9 protein-coding genes and 1 rRNA gene are annotated in these 15,222 nt (G+C 66.8%); 7 read left to right on the forward strand and 3 right to left on the reverse strand.

The window, feature by feature from the left end; genetic code table 11:
* The first annotated feature begins 270 nt into the window (after nucleotides 1-270).
* The 4 genes from rrf to CXZ05_RS15325 all read left to right on the forward strand — a co-directional run bounded on the left by rrf (nucleotide 271) and on the right by CXZ05_RS15325 (nucleotide 5,406).
* Nucleotides 271-387 (forward strand): 5S ribosomal RNA (gene rrf, locus CXZ05_RS15310).
* A gap of 473 nt (nucleotides 388-860) precedes the next feature.
* Nucleotides 861-1,145: an HU family DNA-binding protein gene (locus tag CXZ05_RS15315; RefSeq protein ID WP_003803320.1), complete on the forward strand. Its 285-nt coding sequence runs from the start codon at nucleotides 861-863 to the stop codon at nucleotides 1,143-1,145.
* 116 nt (nucleotides 1,146-1,261) lie between these two features.
* Nucleotides 1,262-3,424, forward strand: a complete 2,163-nt coding sequence (locus tag CXZ05_RS15320; protein WP_102973409.1) for a cytochrome c oxidase assembly protein — start codon at nucleotides 1,262-1,264, stop codon at nucleotides 3,422-3,424.
* On the forward strand, nucleotides 3,424-5,406 hold the full coding sequence (locus CXZ05_RS15325; RefSeq protein WP_102973410.1) for an NHL domain-containing thioredoxin family protein: 1,983 nt from the start codon (nucleotides 3,424-3,426) through the stop codon (nucleotides 5,404-5,406). The genes CXZ05_RS15320 and CXZ05_RS15325 overlap by 1 nt, the downstream gene beginning before the upstream one ends.
* A 222-nt stretch (nucleotides 5,407-5,628) precedes the next feature.
* Here CXZ05_RS15325 and CXZ05_RS15335 read toward each other — a convergent pair whose 3' ends face one another.
* Both CXZ05_RS15335 and CXZ05_RS15340 read right to left on the reverse strand, forming a co-directional pair.
* Nucleotides 5,629-6,621, reverse strand: a complete 993-nt coding sequence (locus CXZ05_RS15335; RefSeq protein ID WP_180987410.1) for a hypothetical protein — start codon at nucleotides 6,619-6,621, stop codon at nucleotides 5,629-5,631.
* 128 nt (nucleotides 6,622-6,749) lie between these two features.
* Nucleotides 6,750-8,474: a helicase HerA-like domain-containing protein gene (locus CXZ05_RS15340; protein WP_102973412.1), complete on the reverse strand. Its 1,725-nt coding sequence runs from the start codon at nucleotides 8,472-8,474 to the stop codon at nucleotides 6,750-6,752.
* A gap of 153 nt (nucleotides 8,475-8,627) precedes the next feature.
* On the opposite strand from CXZ05_RS15340, the gene CXZ05_RS15345 reads away from it, so the two are divergent.
* The 3 genes from CXZ05_RS15345 to CXZ05_RS15355 all read left to right on the forward strand — a co-directional run bounded on the left by CXZ05_RS15345 (nucleotide 8,628) and on the right by CXZ05_RS15355 (nucleotide 14,021).
* Nucleotides 8,628-9,617 carry an LLM class flavin-dependent oxidoreductase gene (locus tag CXZ05_RS15345; RefSeq protein ID WP_102973413.1) on the forward strand — a complete coding sequence of 330 codons (990 nt, stop codon included), beginning with the start codon at nucleotides 8,628-8,630 and terminating at the stop codon, nucleotides 9,615-9,617.
* A gap of 294 nt (nucleotides 9,618-9,911) precedes the next feature.
* Complete coding sequence (locus CXZ05_RS15350) at nucleotides 9,912-11,234, forward strand: hypothetical protein (RefSeq protein WP_102973526.1); 1,323 nt, start codon at nucleotides 9,912-9,914, stop codon at nucleotides 11,232-11,234.
* 129 nt (nucleotides 11,235-11,363) lie between these two features.
* Complete coding sequence (locus CXZ05_RS15355; protein ID WP_102973414.1) at nucleotides 11,364-14,021, forward strand: trehalase-like domain-containing protein; 2,658 nt, start codon at nucleotides 11,364-11,366, stop codon at nucleotides 14,019-14,021.
* Nucleotides 14,022-14,061: 40 nt separating this feature from the next.
* Here the strand turns inward: CXZ05_RS15355 and CXZ05_RS15360 are convergent, their stop codons facing one another.
* Nucleotides 14,062-15,183, reverse strand: coding sequence for an FAD-dependent oxidoreductase (locus CXZ05_RS15360; RefSeq protein WP_102973415.1), 1,122 nt, complete (start codon nucleotides 15,181-15,183; stop codon nucleotides 14,062-14,064).
* Nucleotides 15,184-15,222 lie beyond the last annotated feature (39 nt).

Consider the following 15,222-nt stretch of genomic DNA (forward strand, 5'->3'; position numbering starts at 1 on the left):
GAAGCGAGGACTAACGACTCGTGAAGCTGACCGGTACTAATAGGCCGATAACTTACACCACACACCCTCTTCGTGAACGAAACCTTCAAAAGACGTTCACGCCATGGAGCAGGGTACAAAGAAACAAGACTGCTTGCGTCCACTATGTGGTTCCCAACCAACAAACCCGCCACGGGTTTTGATGGTCCCGGAACCAACAACTGAATAACAACACCACATGTTGTAACACCACAGTTTTCCCCACCCCCCCAGGGGTACGGGACACAGGGTTACGGCGGTCATAGCGTGGGGGAAACGCCCGGTCCCATTCCGAACCCGGAAGCTAAGACCCACAGCGCCGATGGTACTGCACCCGGGAGGGTGTGGGAGAGTAGGTCACCGCCGGACACTATTTACGGCTCAGGCCCCGACGAAGAACGTCGGGGCCTGAGCATTTTAACAGGTGCCTTCAACAAGCGCCCTGCCCAACCCGGGACCACCAAAACCCTCCCTCACATCCTGCAGGTTTTTCCCGGACCCTTCCTCGACTCCTGCCTCCTTTTCGCCAATGCTCCCGCAGATCCCCGCCGAGGGTGAGGAAGCCCCGGGGTTGAAGCGACGGGACATGAGGAAGCGTCCGGGTTGAGACGACCAGATGTGAGGAAGCGTGCAGGCTGGGAGGCGCCCGAACCTGCGGGAGGGGCCGGGCCGGAGGCCTCTTGAGGCTTGAAATCCTTGAAATACCGGTGATTTAGGTCAAAAAGTCGCGGAAACACGCGGAATTTATCCCCCTCATCGGTGCAAGCTGGTAAGTTTTCGAACAGTGGCTTGCACGCACGCCGCGTGCAGGCTCCAGATCAAGAGCGTCCAGGAGGACATACATGGCTAAGAACCGTAGTGAACTTGTTTCCGAGGTAGCAGGCAAGGCCGGCACCAGCCAGGCAGCCGTCAACTCCGTGCTCGATGCACTGTTCGAGGTTTTCGAATCTTCTGTCGCCGCCGGCGAGAAGATCACCATCCCGGGCTGGCTCGCAGTTGAGCGCACGGACCGCGCAGCCCGCACTGGCCGCAACCCGCAGACCGGCGAGACCATCCAGATTGCAGCCGGCCACAGCGTCAAGCTGACCGCTGGCTCCAAGCTGAAGGCCGCTGTCTCCAAGAAGTAGTCTTTCGCAGCTCAGAGGAGCGGCAACCCACAAGGTTGCCGCTCCTCTTGCTTTTAACCCCCGATTTGCCGAATCCCCGATTCGCCGCCGTGGCGACGGTAGCGGACAATGGATAGGTGCCTTCAGCAGCAAAACCCCTTACTCCGCAACCGGCGCCCGATTCGGGAACCCGGGCCACTGACGGTGCCTTCGGCATTCAGCGGGCCTGGCAGCTGGCCGGACTCGCTGCCCTCTTCCTGGGACTGGTGGCCGCGCTGCTGTTCTCCGGTGCCGCAGCCGCCCGTGAAGTCTCCGACCCCGGTGCACTGGTACGTTGGGGGCTTCCGGTCAGCAAGGCCGTCCACAACGTCTCCCTTGCCGCTGTAATCGGCGGGCTCATCTTGGCCGCAGGTATCCTGCCGCACAAGCTCGGTGGTGCACGGTCGAAGGACAATGACGCACCCGAGCACCCGGCCTTTACCCGTGCCCTTGCCGTCGCGGCGGCCGCCGGCGTGGCGTGGACGCTGTCCGCCATCGCCGTCCTGGTGCTGACATACTCCGACGTGGCGGGGCAGGGCATCTCGGGGGATGCCGAATTCACCCGTGCCCTCGTGTATTTCATGACCGACATCGAAACCGGGCGCGCCTGGCTGGCCGTGACCATCATCGCCGCCGTCGTGACAACGGCCCTCTTCGGGGTACGATCGCTGACCGGCCTGGCGTTTACGTTGCTGCTGGCACTGATCGGTCTGGTTCCCACCGCCCTGATCGGTCACTCTGCCAGCTCCAATGACCACGAGGGTGCCATCAACTCCCTGGGCCTGCACCTGGTTGGGGTTAGCGTCTGGGTGGGCGGCATCATCCTGCTGGCACTGCTCTCCGGCATCCTCGCCCCGCGCAACCAGGCCCGCAGCGGCCAGGCGTCCCTGCCGGGAGGCCAAGACATCACCGAACCGGTCCTGCGGCGGTTCTCCTCGCTCGCAGGTTTCGCGTTTGCGCTGGTCTTCGCATCGGGCGTCGTCAACGCCAGCATTCGGGTGACCAGCTGGGGTGACCTCTTCGGCTCGGCCTACGGCCAGCTGATCCTCGCGAAGTCCGCCGCCACCCTGGTACTCGGCGGAATCGGCTTCATGCACCGGCAGTGGGTCATCCCGCAGCTGGCGCGTGCAGGAGCGGCCATGTCCGCGCGGCGCGTGCTCTGGCAGCTGATTCTCATGGAACTACTGATCATGGGCGCCACGTCAGGCATCGCCGTCGCACTGGGCCGTTCAGCGCCGCCGGAACCTACTTCCTACGCCCCGGACGCCTCGCCCGCATTCATCCTCTCCGGCTACGAGCTGCCCCCTGAACTGACGCCCCAGCGCTGGTTCACCGAATGGCGTCTGGACTGGCTCTGGATCGCCGTCGTCGTCTTCGGCCTGGTGTCCTATCTCCTGGGCGTGGCCAAGGTCCGCGCACGCGGGGACAAGTGGTCCTGGTTCCGCACCGCAAACTGGATCATCGGCCTGCTGGTGCTGACCTACATCACGTCGGGACCGCCGTCGGTATACGGCCGCGTACTGTTTTCCGCGCATATGGTGGACCACATGGCCCTCACCATGGTTGCCCCGATCTTCCTGGTGCTCGGCGCCCCCGTGACGCTTGCGCTCCGGGCCCTTCCGGCACGGGGGGACGGGTCCCGCGGCCTCCGGGAATGGCTCCTGCTGTTCGTCCACTCGAGGTTCTCGCAGGTGGTCACCCACCCGCTGTTCGCCGCCGCCAACTTCGCCGGCTCCATCGTTCTGTTCTACTACTCGGACGCCTTCAGCTTGGCGATGCGGGAACACGTGGGCCACGAGCTGATGAACCTGCACTTTGCGCTGACGGGCTACATCTTCGTGCTCAGCATGATCGGCACCGACCCGCTGCCGCGCCGCGCGCCGTACCCGCTGCGGCTGCTGCTCCTGCTGGCCACCATGGGCTTCCATGCCTTCTTTGGCGTGGCCATCATGGGCGGCACCAACCTGCTGGCCGCAGACTACTTCGGCAACCTCGGCCGCAGCTGGGGGCCCTCAGCACTCCTGGACCAGCAAATGGGCGGCGCAGTGGCCTGGGGCATCGGCGAAGTGCCGACGCTGCTGGTGGCGATCGGCGTCGCCATCATGTGGTCCAGGTCGGATGAACGTGAAACCCGGCGCACCGACCGGGCGGCGGACAGGAATAACGACGCCGATCTCACCGCTTACAACGATATGTTTGCCAAATTGGCTGAACGCGACGCCAAGCTGGCTGAACGCAACTCAAAGCTGGAAGGACGCTGATGAGCGAAACCGTACGCACCCACCTCCGGGTCCGCGCCTCCGAACTGGTGGGCCGCAACTGGCTGAACACCGGCGGCAAGTCTTTGGACCTGGAAGCCTTGCGCGGCAAGATTGTGCTCCTGGACTTCTGGACCTTCTGCTGCATCAACTGCCTGCACGTGCTGGACGAACTCCGGCCGCTGGAGGAAAAGTACTCCGACGTCCTGGTCACCGTGGGCGTGCACTCCCCGAAGTTCGAGCACGAGGCTGATCCTGTCGCGCTGGCCGCCGCCGTGGAGCGCTACGAGATCCACCACCCGGTCCTGGACGACCCCGAGCTGGAAACCTGGAAGGCCTACACAGCCCGCGCCTGGCCCACGCTGGTGGTCATCGACCCCGAGGGCTACATCGTGGCGCACCTGTCGGGCGAAGGCCACGCCGATGGCCTGGGCGTGCTCATTCCCGAGCTGATCGCCGAGCACGAGGCCCGCGGCACCCTGCACCGCGGCAACGGCCCCTACGTGGCCCCGGAGGCGACGTCGGGAACCCTTCGGTTCCCCGGCAAGGCCCTCTACCTGCCGGCCGGCCGGGGTTCCGCGCCCGACGCCGGGGCTGCCGCCGGTGCCGCCGACGCCGGCACCTGGCTGGTCACCGACACCGGGCACCACCGCGTCCTGGAGCTCGGCACCGACTTCCACGCCGTCCTGAGCACGTACGGTTCCGGGGAGAAAGGCCACGCCGACGGCGCAGCCGGCACAGCCCGGTTCAACGAACCGCAGGGTCTTGTCCTGCTGCCGGAGGACGTGGCAGCGAAGACGGGCTACGACGTCGTGATTGCCGACTCCGTCAACCACCGCCTGCGGGGACTGTCGCTCGCTGACGGAACCGTCACCACCCTCGTTGGCAGCGGTGTGCAGCGGCTCCTCGAGACCGGACCGGCACGCGTGGACGAGGACGCGGCAGGCTTCACCGGAAGCCTCGGCGGCCATCCACTGGACGTTGCCCTCAGTTCGCCCTGGGACGTTGTCTGGTCCAGCAAGCTGAATGCCGTGGTGATCGCCATGGCCGGAGTGCACCAGATCTTCAGCTACGACCCGCTCACCGGGGACGTCTCGATCGTCGCCGGCAACGGCCTGGAAGGCCTGCTGGACGGGCCCGCCCACGAGGCCTGGTTCGCGCAGCCGTCAGGGCTGGCCGAGGACGCCGACGGAAACATCTGGGTGGCCGACTCCGAGACCTCTGCCCTGCGCAAGCTGGCCATCGACGCCAACGGAACAGTCACCGTCGAATCCGCCGTGGGCAAGGGCCTCTTCGACTTCGGCTTCCGCGACGGCAAGGCATCCGAGGCGCGCCTGCAGCACCCGCTGGGCGTCACCGTGCTGCCGGACGGCTCCGTGGCGATCGCCGACACCTACAACGGTGCGGTGCGCCGCTACGACCCCGCGGCCGGCACCGTGTCCACGCTGGCGCGGGGACTGGCCGAGCCGTCCGACGTGATCGTCGACCACACACAGGTGGCGGGCTCCGAGCCGCTGCTGGTGGTGGTCGAGGCGAACAAGCACCAGCTCGTGTACGTGCCCATCCCCAAGGAAGCGCAGCAGGTGGACGAGGGCGCCTCACAGACGCACCGGCCCAAGAGCCCTGTGGCGCCCGGCCTGCTGGAGCTCACGGTCCGCTTCACCGCGCCCACCGGCCAGAAGCTCGATGACCGCTGGGGCGACCCCACCCAGCTGAAGATCTCCTCCACCCCGCCGGAGCTGCTCGTGTCCGGCGGCGGGACCTCCGTGGGCCTGCTCCGCACACTCGAGCTGGCCTCCGATGTTCCGGAGGGCGTGCTGCACATTACGGCCCGCGCTGCCGCCTGCGACGGCCCGGAGACCGAGGACGGCGAGATTCCGGACCACGCCGCGTGCCACCTCTATCAGCAGGATTGGGGCATCCCCGTGGTGCTGCAGGCCGACGGCGACACCGACCTGGTGCTGGACCTGCGCGGCATGGACTAAGGTCCCTCGCAGAGCTGACTGAAGTGGCCCGGTTTCCCGTCATCGCGGCGCGGAACCGGGCCACTGCGGTGTCCTGGGCAGGCTCAAAGCTGGGCCAGCCCGGCCGCGCCGCGAGCGGGCCGGTCATCCACATGGCCGACGTCCTGGCAAGGGGCTCGTTGCGCTGGCCAAAGCCGGACCAGCCCGGCTTTGGGTCCTCCGGGAGGTAAGCCCGGCAGGCTCCTAGAAGGTGAGGAGCGGCGTGACCTTGATGGTGTCGCCGGCGATGTCCAGACGCGTCGTGAAACTGAAATCGTGCTCCACGTCCAGGGGCGAAACGGCCCCGCTGAACAGGTCGATCTGCTCGGCAGTGAGCTTTGCCTTGCCGTCCAGCGGCGCCACCACCCACCTGCCGTCAAATGGCTCGATGGTGATCTTCGGGTACTCGGTGATGCTCCACTTGATGGTCCCGGGCACCACGCGGTTGTTGGTGACGTGGTAGAACGGGCAGTCGGGCTGGAGCTGCTGCTGCTGGCCGGCTTCGGCTGCGCACTTGTCGAGGAATTCCTTGACCCGCGCGGACACCGCGCGGTTCAGCTCCTCCGTGGCATGCGTGAGCAGGTTCAGCGGTGCGGCGGGAGCCTCCCGTCCGGAGACCGTGGCCCGCGTGGGCGGAGCGGTGAAGTACTGGCCGTTGAGGGACGCCTCATACTCGCCCGGATAAAACACCGCGAAGCTGTTGTGGCCGCCGGGCATGTTCACCGGCACGCCGTTGAACGTTGCCTCACTGGAGTTCACCACCGTCACGTCAACGGTGGGCAGCGTGGTCGGCACGAAGGACCACTTATGGAAGAACAGCCATTCTGTGCCGGTGCTCTCCAGCAGGAACTCGGTGTGCAGCTGGCTGCCGTCGATGGTGTAGTCCATCGGCACCATCACCCGGTTGCCGCCACGCCCCACTGCGGCTCCGAGCTTGACGTTCGTGATCCGTGCGGCAGACGTCTGCAGGGCGGTGCCGTCAAGCATGGCGGCGTCGGCGTCCGGCACCGACGCGCGGAGCAGGCCCAGCGCCCGTTCACCTTCGCCGTGCTGCAGGGCCTCCAGATATTCGCGCACGGGCTGCTGCGGACTGGCCACGGAGGAGTTGACCAGGTTGACCGAAACGATGGCGCCAACGATGGCAAGCATGAGGCCCAGCAGCCATCCGGCCGCCGTCTTCACCAACGCTTGACTCATTTGCACGCACCCCACGTTACCTGCAAGGTCAGGCAACTCTGGAGTAGCGGCGGTCCCGGTGACGCCAGCCCACCGTGCAGGAACGCCCGACGGCGGGGCTCAGCCGCCGCTGTCGGCGCTGCTTTCCGCTAGCGGCGGCGCCGGGACGAGTTGCCGAAAACGCCCCGCAGGAGTTCCCGGCCGAGCTGCGTTCCCACGGACCGGGCCATGCTTTTCAGGCCGCTGCCAAGGGCCCCGCCGAGGGCGCCGGTGATGTCTTCCATCATCCCGCCGGACTGGGAGGCCTGGCGTCTGGGCGGCGGCGCCGATACCGGCCCGTCGTCCGGCCGTGCGTTTTCGGCCCGCCCGCTGCCGGGCAACCTGCTGGGACGGCCGAGGATCTCCTCCTCGATGCGGCGGGCTTCGTCGTCGACGGCGGTTGGGTCCGGACTGCCGGGGACGAACACCCCAGGTGAGGGGGCCGGCGGCTGCCCCGCTGCCGCGGCACCGGTGGGAGCCGCGGCCTTGCCGGTCAGCTTCTCGTACGCGGAGACGTTGTCCACTGCAGTGCCGTACTTCGCAAGCAGCGCCGACCCCGCCACGGTGCTCCTGACCAGTTCGACGGCGCTGGGACCCATGACGGATTCCGGTGCCCGGAGGCGGGTCAGGGCAACCGGCGTCGGGGCGCCTCGCTCGTTCATGACCGTGATGACGGCTTCGCCGATGCCCGCGGACGTCAGGGTCTCCTCGAGGTCGTAGTCGCTGAGGGGGAACGTGGAGACCGTGGCCTTGAGGGCCTTAGCGTCCTCCGGCGTGAATGCCCTGAGGGCGTGCTGGACGCGGTTGGCCAGCTGCCCGAGGACATCCGCAGGGACATCCTTCGGGGTCTGCGTGACGAAGAAGATGCCCACTCCCTTGGAGCGGATGAGGCGGACGGTTGTGGTGATGGCTTCCAGAAAGGCCTTCGAGGCGTCATTGAAGAGCAGGTGCGCCTCATCGAGGAAAAACACGAGCTTGGGTTTGTCGAGGTCGCCGGCTTCGGGCAGGTCCTCGAACAGATCCGCGAGAAGCCACATGAGGAACGTGGAGAAAACCATCGGCTTGGTCTGTAGGGTGGGCAGCTCCAGGCAGCTGACGACGCCGCGGCCGTCAGGCGCCGTGCGGAGCAGCTCGGCGGTGTCGAACTCCGGCTCGCCGAAGAACCGCTCCATGCCCTGCGCCTCGAGACCCACAAGTTCCCGGAGGATGACGCCGGCAGTGGCCTTGGACAGGCCACCCAATTCCTTAAGCGGTTCCTTGCCCTCGTCGGAGGTGAGGAACTGGATGACGGCGCGCAGGTCCTTCAGGTCCACCAGCTCGAGGTTGTTCTTGTCCGCAAAATGGAACACGAGCTGCAGGCTGGATTCCTGGGTGTCGTTGAGCTCCAGTACGCGGGAGAGCAGGATGGGCCCGAACGACGTTATCGTGGCGCGGACCGGGATGCCGTCGCCGTCCCCGCCGAGGGCCAGGAACTCCACAGGAAACGTCTTACCGGACCAGGCCTGGCCGATGCTTTCGGTCCGTTTGGCCAGCTTGTCGCTTCCGGCTGCCGCCGTGGCAAGCCCGGAAAGGTCTCCCTTAATATCCGCCAGGAACACGGGCACCCCGGCGGTCGAAAGCTGTTCCGCCATCATGTGCAGGGTGACGGTCTTGCCCGTGCCGGTGGCGCCGGCCACGAGCCCGTGCCGGCTCATCATGGACAGCGGCAGCCGGACCGGAGCGTCCTTGTGCAGTTCGCCGTCGACGATGGCGGCGCCCAGCTCGATGGTGGCACCCTCCAGGGCGTAGCCCTTTTGGATGGTGGCTACTTTATCTGCGGTGGACTTGTTGGCCATGCCGCCAGCATAGCGGCCGGCGGATGGACGGGATATGTGGACAGCGTCACCGGCCAGACAGAAATATCCCGGGTGCCGCCGTCGTTGTTCCCAATGTGCCGGACCACCGCTGGGCCGGCAGCTGCGCAACCCCCTATGAAAGGCCGTCCTGCCGTGACTGTTCCCCTCTCCATCCTCGACCTGGCAACCATCGGCAAGGGCCAGACGGCGGCGGAGAGCTTTGCCGGGAGCGTCGCCATGGCGCAGCTGGCCGAAAAGCTCGGGTACCGGCGCGTCTGGTACGCGGAGCACCACAACATGTCTTCCATCGCGTCGTCGGCCACGTCCGTGCTGATCGCCCATGTCGCAGCCCACACCGAGACCATCCGGCTCGGTGCCGGCGGAGTCATGCTGCCCAACCATTCTCCGCTCACCATCGCCGAGCAGTTCGGCACCCTGGAGACCCTGCACCCCGGCCGCATCGACCTGGGCCTGGGACGTGCGCCCGGCAGCGACCAGAACACCATGCGGGCGCTGCGCCGTGACCCGCATTCGGCCGATACCTTCCCGCAGGACGTCTTGGAACTGCAGGGCTACCTCACCGGGCCCACGCGCGTGCAGGGGGTGGAGGCTACGCCGGGCAGGGGAACCAACGTGCCCCTCTACATTTTGGGCTCCTCCCTCTTCGGCGCGCGGCTGGCGGCCCAGCTGGGACTGCCGTATGCCTTCGCCTCCCACTTCGCCCCGAACGCGCTTCAGGACGCCGTCGCCGTGTACCGCCGGGAGTTCAAACCGTCGGAGCAGCTGTCCGCCCCGCACGTCATAGCGGGCGTCAACGTGGTGGCTGCCGATGCTGCCCCGGACGCCCAGGAGATGCTGCGCGCCACGATGCGCGCCCGCGTCTCGCTGTTCTTCGGCGGCGGGCGGCAATTCACCGACGACGAAGCGGACATGATCCTGGACTCGCCGCAGGGACAGCACGTCTCCCAGATGATGAAGTACTCGGCCGTCGGTACTCCGGACGTCGTTTTGGAGTACCTGGACGGTTTTGCCCGGCACGCCGACGCCGACGAGCTCATCGTGGCGCACCAGAGCAACGGAACTGCGGAACGGCTGCGCTCGGTAGAGCTCCTCGCGGAGGCAGCCGGACTGGTGAGCGTCTGAACCCCAGCGCTCCATTATTCAACTGATATCTTTTGACTTCGGCCGGGGCGGAATCTAGCTTTAAGTGCGCAAGGTCTCAATCTAAACACTCATTGCCGGCTGGGTTGATGTAGCGGTCTCAAATCACTACACGCCGTTGTCCCGCCCCCGAATGCCGCGGGTGGGGTAATCCGGTGTGCCTGATCTGGATTCACCCGACCGTGGGGGTGATTTGTGAATGAGGCATTGCGCTGCAATAACGCTGTGCCCCGCCAAAGCATTTCCGCCGTTGATCAGATGCAGGTAAAAGCCAATATGAAGATCAAGTCCATGGCCGCCGCCATTCTCATGACCCTCCTCGTGGCCAGCGGATTTGTTGCCGGAGCCGCTGATCCGGCGTCCGCCGCGGGGACTACGTACTACGTCAGTGCCGCCGGCAGTGACAGCAACTCCGGTACAGCCAGCACGTCGGCATGGAAGACGCTGTCCAGGGTCAACCAGGCGGTTCTCAAGCCCGGTGACACCGTGAGCTTCCGCCGGGGTGACACCTTCAGTGGCGGCGTCGTCACCGCACAGAGCGGAACCTCCACCGCCCCCATCACGCTGAACACCTACGGCACTGGCAACGCCCCCATAGTCACCGGCGGAAAATCCGGAAACTGCATCCGGATCAACGGCAACTACACCACCGTTGAGGGTCTCCGCGCCGTGGCCTGCGGCTACGCCGGGATCAGCGTCACCGGCGACCGGAATACCGTGCGGAACACGAGCGCGTCCAATAATGCCGTTGGGCTCAAGGTTGGCACCGGCTCTGACTTCGGTAAATACACGGCAAATTCGCTCACCGATAATAACGTGATGAATGTGAATACGGCGGGTACTAATTGCGGCACGTCGGCCGCCGTGAACTGCAGCGACGACTCGGGGGCTTTTGGCGTCCTGATTAACGGCAGTGACAACGAGTTTTCCAGCAACACCGTCAGCGGCTCCACCGGCAAGTCCTATGACTACAACCAGGACGGCGGCGCGTTCGAAATCTACAACGGCAACCGCAACAACATTCACCACAACGTGTCGCTGGACAACAACAGCTTCTCCGAGCTTGGAAAGTCCTCGGGAACGGCGGACGGCAACACGTTCCGGTACAACCTCATCCGCTCTACCTGCGGCGCCAACTGCTCCGAGGCCAAGGGCCTCATTGCCCGTGGAAACGGAACATCGTACGGTCCCACCAACGGCACCGTTTTTGAGTTCAACACGGTCTACCTGACCGGTGCCCAGTCGAAGGCGTTCGTGTGCCACGCGACCTGCCCGGCCTCAACGGTGGTCCGCGCCAACATCCTGGTGGGCGTCAAGAACTCCCTATGGATCGACGGTTCGGGCTGGACCGAGAAGCAGAACGTCGTGAACGGTCCCGTCAACTTCACCCCGAACAGCACGTCGACGACGGCGCCAGCCCGGTTCGCGAATGCGCCGGCGGATCTCCGCCTGACAGGCACCAGCCCCGCCATCGACAGGGCCGGCACCACGTCCTACACGGTGGACCTCGTGAAAGCCCCTTCCGTTCAGAACGGGGACTGCGCCGGAACAGCCGCTGCTGATGCCGGAGCCTACGAATACGATTCGCCCAACTGCTGATTCCGGTCGGCAGGAACAGGGCCTACGAAGTTACACGAATGCAATAACCGGGATATTCGGGGGAAACGGCCGCGCGGGACACTTTAGGTGTCCAAGACCGCTTGGGGATGATCCGAAGGATTACCGCGCATGCCCACTCCGCTTAACCAGACGGTGGCCGATTCCGCACTGCTGACCAAATCCCTTCCGCTGGGCCTGCTGAGGGCCTTCGTGCAGTCGGAGGCGGCCGACGACGGGCTCACACCCCAGCTGCTCGGCGAACTGAAGATCCTGGCCCGGACCCCGGGACTGCTCGTGGCCTGCAATTACGGCGGAACCCTCTGTGCCGCCGAAGGCATCTCCACGGAAACACTGCCGCTTGGCGGCGCGGCCATCGCCCTCCGGGCCCTGGCCGCCCTGCCCAACACGCACGCCGCCGTCATTTCCGGACGGTCCCTGCGTGACTTGGCCGCGGTTTCCAGGCTTCCCGCCGAGGTCCACCTGGTGGGCTCGCACGGCGCGGAGTTCGACATGGGATTCGCCCACGGACTGTCCCTGGCCACCGAGTCGGCGCTGCAGCAGGCCAATCAGGCGTTGCTCGAAGCGGTAGGCGCCTACAAGGGAATCAGCATTGAACGGAAGCCCGTCGCGGTCTCTGTCCACACCAGGTCCGCCGCCCCGGACGATGTGGTCAGGTGTGCCCAGAAGGCGGAGGAGGTTGCCCGGGCCCTCGGACTGTTCTTCATTGTGGACGGCTCCGTCCTGGACCTGTCCGTGGTGCAGCCCTCCAAGGCCGATGCCCTGGACCATCTGCGCGCCCGCCTGGGTGTGAGCGCGGCGCTGTACGCGGGGGATGCCGTGAGTGACGAGTTGGCCATGGCCACGCTGCGCGGCCCGGACATGGGGCTGTGGGTGGGGGACCTGCCGTCGTCGGCCAAACACCGCCTGAAGGATCCGGAATCTTTCGCCCGGGTTCTCGGCATCCTCTTCGAACTGCGCCGCGCCTGGCTTTTCGGCGAGGACGCCGTCGGCCTGGAACGGCACTCCATGATCGGGAACGGGTCCTCCACGGCGCTGGTGACGCCGGAGGCCAAGATCTGCTGGATGAGCCACCCCCTGCCGGACTCCGGCTCCCTCTTTGCCCACATCCTGGGCGGCGACGCCGCCGGGCACTTCTCCGTGGAACCGGTCAAGGCGTCACGGGTGCTGGGCCAGCGGTACGTGGACAGCACCATGATCGTGGAAACCCGGTGGGCTGACGTCACCGTGACCGACTATCTTGAGCCCGCCCCGGAAGGCATCACGAGCCTGGTACGGGTGCTGTCCGGCACCGGCGCCGCACGAATCGTTTTCGCACCCCGGCCGGATTACGCCAATGCGCCGTTCAGCATGGAGGCCCGCGGCGGCGAGCTTCACGTCGTCGGCACGTCCGACCCCATCATCCTGCTTGCGCAGGACGTCAGCTTCGTTATCACCTCGGACGGGCGGCACGCAACGGCCACCGCCGAGGTTAACCTGCAGCGCGGACCGGTTGTCCTCAACCTCCGGTGCGGCGATACGGAGCCCCAGCAGCTGTCCTGGCGGGACAAAGCGCTGCCGGACGAAGCGGGGACGGACGAAGCGGACCGCAGGGCCGCCGTCGCCCATCATTCCCGACGCTGGGTCCAGGGCCTGGCGCTGCCGTCCGTCAAGCCGTCCCTGGTGCGGCGCTCGGCCCTGGTGCTGCGCGCGCTGGTCCACGAGCCCACCGGCGCAGTGCTCGCGGCCCCCACCACGTCCCTTCCGGAGGGCATCGGGGGGACCCGCAACTGGGATTACCGCTACTGCTGGCTGCGCGACGGCTCCATGACCGTCAGCGCCCTGGTGGATCTGGGGTCAACGGTGGAGGCCGACGGTTTCCTCAGGTGGCTGACCGGCATCCTGGCCAATGCCCCGGGACCGGAGTGGCTGCATCCCCTGTACTCAGTCACCGGCGCACCGCTGTCCACGGAGGCCATCATCGAGAGCCTGCCCGGATATGCGGGCTCGCGTCCCGTGCGGATCGGCAACGCCGCGGACCACCAGGTCCAGCTGGATGTCTTTGGACCGATCGCAGAGCTGATCCACGGGCTGAGCGAGTCCCGGGGTTCGCTGGCGGACGAGCACTGGGAGCTGCTGGTCCAGATGGCCAGTGCCGTGCTGGCTCGGTGGCATGAGGCGGACCACGGCATCTGGGAGGCGCGCCGCGCACCGAGGCACCACGTCTACACCAAGGTGATGTGCTGGGTCACCCTGGACCGGGCCCTGCGCACCGCCACACGCCACGGGCGCAGCCCCGAACCTGCCTGGGCGGACACGGCCGCGACCATCAGGGACGAGGTGCTCCGCGAGGGGTGGGACCACGCCGCCGCGTCCTACACCGTCGCCTACGACAGCCCCGATCTTGACGCCGCGGTCCTGCACATCGGGCTGTCCGGCCTGCTCGACGCGAACGATCAGCGGTTCCTCGACACCGTCACGGCCGTGGAACGGGAACTCCGCGTGGGACCGACGGTCTTCCGGTACAAGTACGACGACGGCCTGCCGGGCCTGGAGGGCGGCTTCCACATCTGCACCACCTGGCTGATTGAGGCTTACGTGGCGGTGGGCCGGATCGCCGACGCCTGGGACCTCTTCGACCAGCTGGTCAATCTGTTCGGACCCACCGGGCTGCTGCCGGAGGAATACGACCCGGGCACCGAGACGCACCTGGGTAACCACCCGCAGGCGTACTCACACCTCGGTTTCATCCGCTGCGCCCGGCTCCTGGACCGGCACCAGCGGAGCTGAGCCCGGGCGGTCATGGGGCGGGATGTCAGCCCCGGCGTTCTTAGGCGCGGGAGGCCGCGAAGATTTCCGGCGCGGGGCCCTCTCCCGTGGCGAGGTCGGCCAGGATCCGGCCCACCACCGGCGTGAACTTGAAGCCGTGGCCGGCGAAGCCCGCCCCGATGACCACGGGACCGATCCGGTCCAGCACGAAGTTGTGGTCCGGGGCGGTCGTGTAGGTGCAGCTGATGTCCGTCATCGCATCGGCGTCCACGCCGGGCAGCCAGTGCCTCGCGTACTGCTGCAGGGCCGCGCGCTGGCGTGGTTCGGGCAGGTAGGACCTGCGGTCCGGGTCCACCACGGGCCCCACTCCGTGCCAGCCCGCCTTGACGCCTTCGCCGGGGGTCAGCATGCCGTACACGGGGGAGTAGAAGCCCGCGTAGTCCCCGCCCTCGCCGGGGAAATGGTTGAAGCCCGGCCAAGTGGCGCCGTCGTCGGTGATGCCGAAGTGCGCCGGCTGCTCCTGCGTGACGGTCAGGCGCGGGGTGGCGACTGAGCCTGCGAGCAGCTTGGAGGTCCAGCCGCCTGCGGTGACCACCGCCTGCCGGGCGGTGAGCACCTCCGTCCGCCCGCCGTCGTCCACGGTCAGCCGGACGCCGTCGTCGAGTATTTCCAGCCCCACAACCGCCACGCCGTGCCGGATTGCAGCACCGTTCCGCGCCGCGAGCCGCTGGAACGCCGGGAGGGCGGCCTCGGGGTTGAGCTGGCCGCCGTCGGGCATGTGGAGCACCTGCTGGTCGAAGCGGATGCCGCTCCAGCGCTCGCTGGCTTCGGCGAGCGGCACGAAGTCCGCGCGGAGGCCGGCGCTGTTCAGCGCGGCGTGGATCTCGCCGAGGCGCGGGGCAGGGCCGTGGTTGACGACGCCGGTGCGCGCCAGCAGCTGCTCGCCGCTCTCGTCTTCGAGCTCGGCCCAGAGCTTCAGCGTTTCGGCCAGCATGGCGACGTACTCGGGCTCGGCGTAGGCAAGGCTGAGGTTCCGGGTTGCGCCGTGCGAGGCACCTTTATGGTGGCCGGGCGTGAACTGCTCGAGCAGGGTCACGTTACGCCCGCGTGCGGCCAGCGCCCAGGCGGCAGCGGAACCCATGGCTCCGCCTCCGATGATCACGGTGTCCAGGGTGGTGTTCAAGGTTTCCTCCAGTTCGGGCGGCAGCCGCGGGGCGGTCGG

Source organism: Arthrobacter sp. AFG20, from assembly GCF_002892795.1.
Taxonomy (GTDB): domain Bacteria; phylum Actinomycetota; class Actinomycetes; order Actinomycetales; family Micrococcaceae; genus Arthrobacter.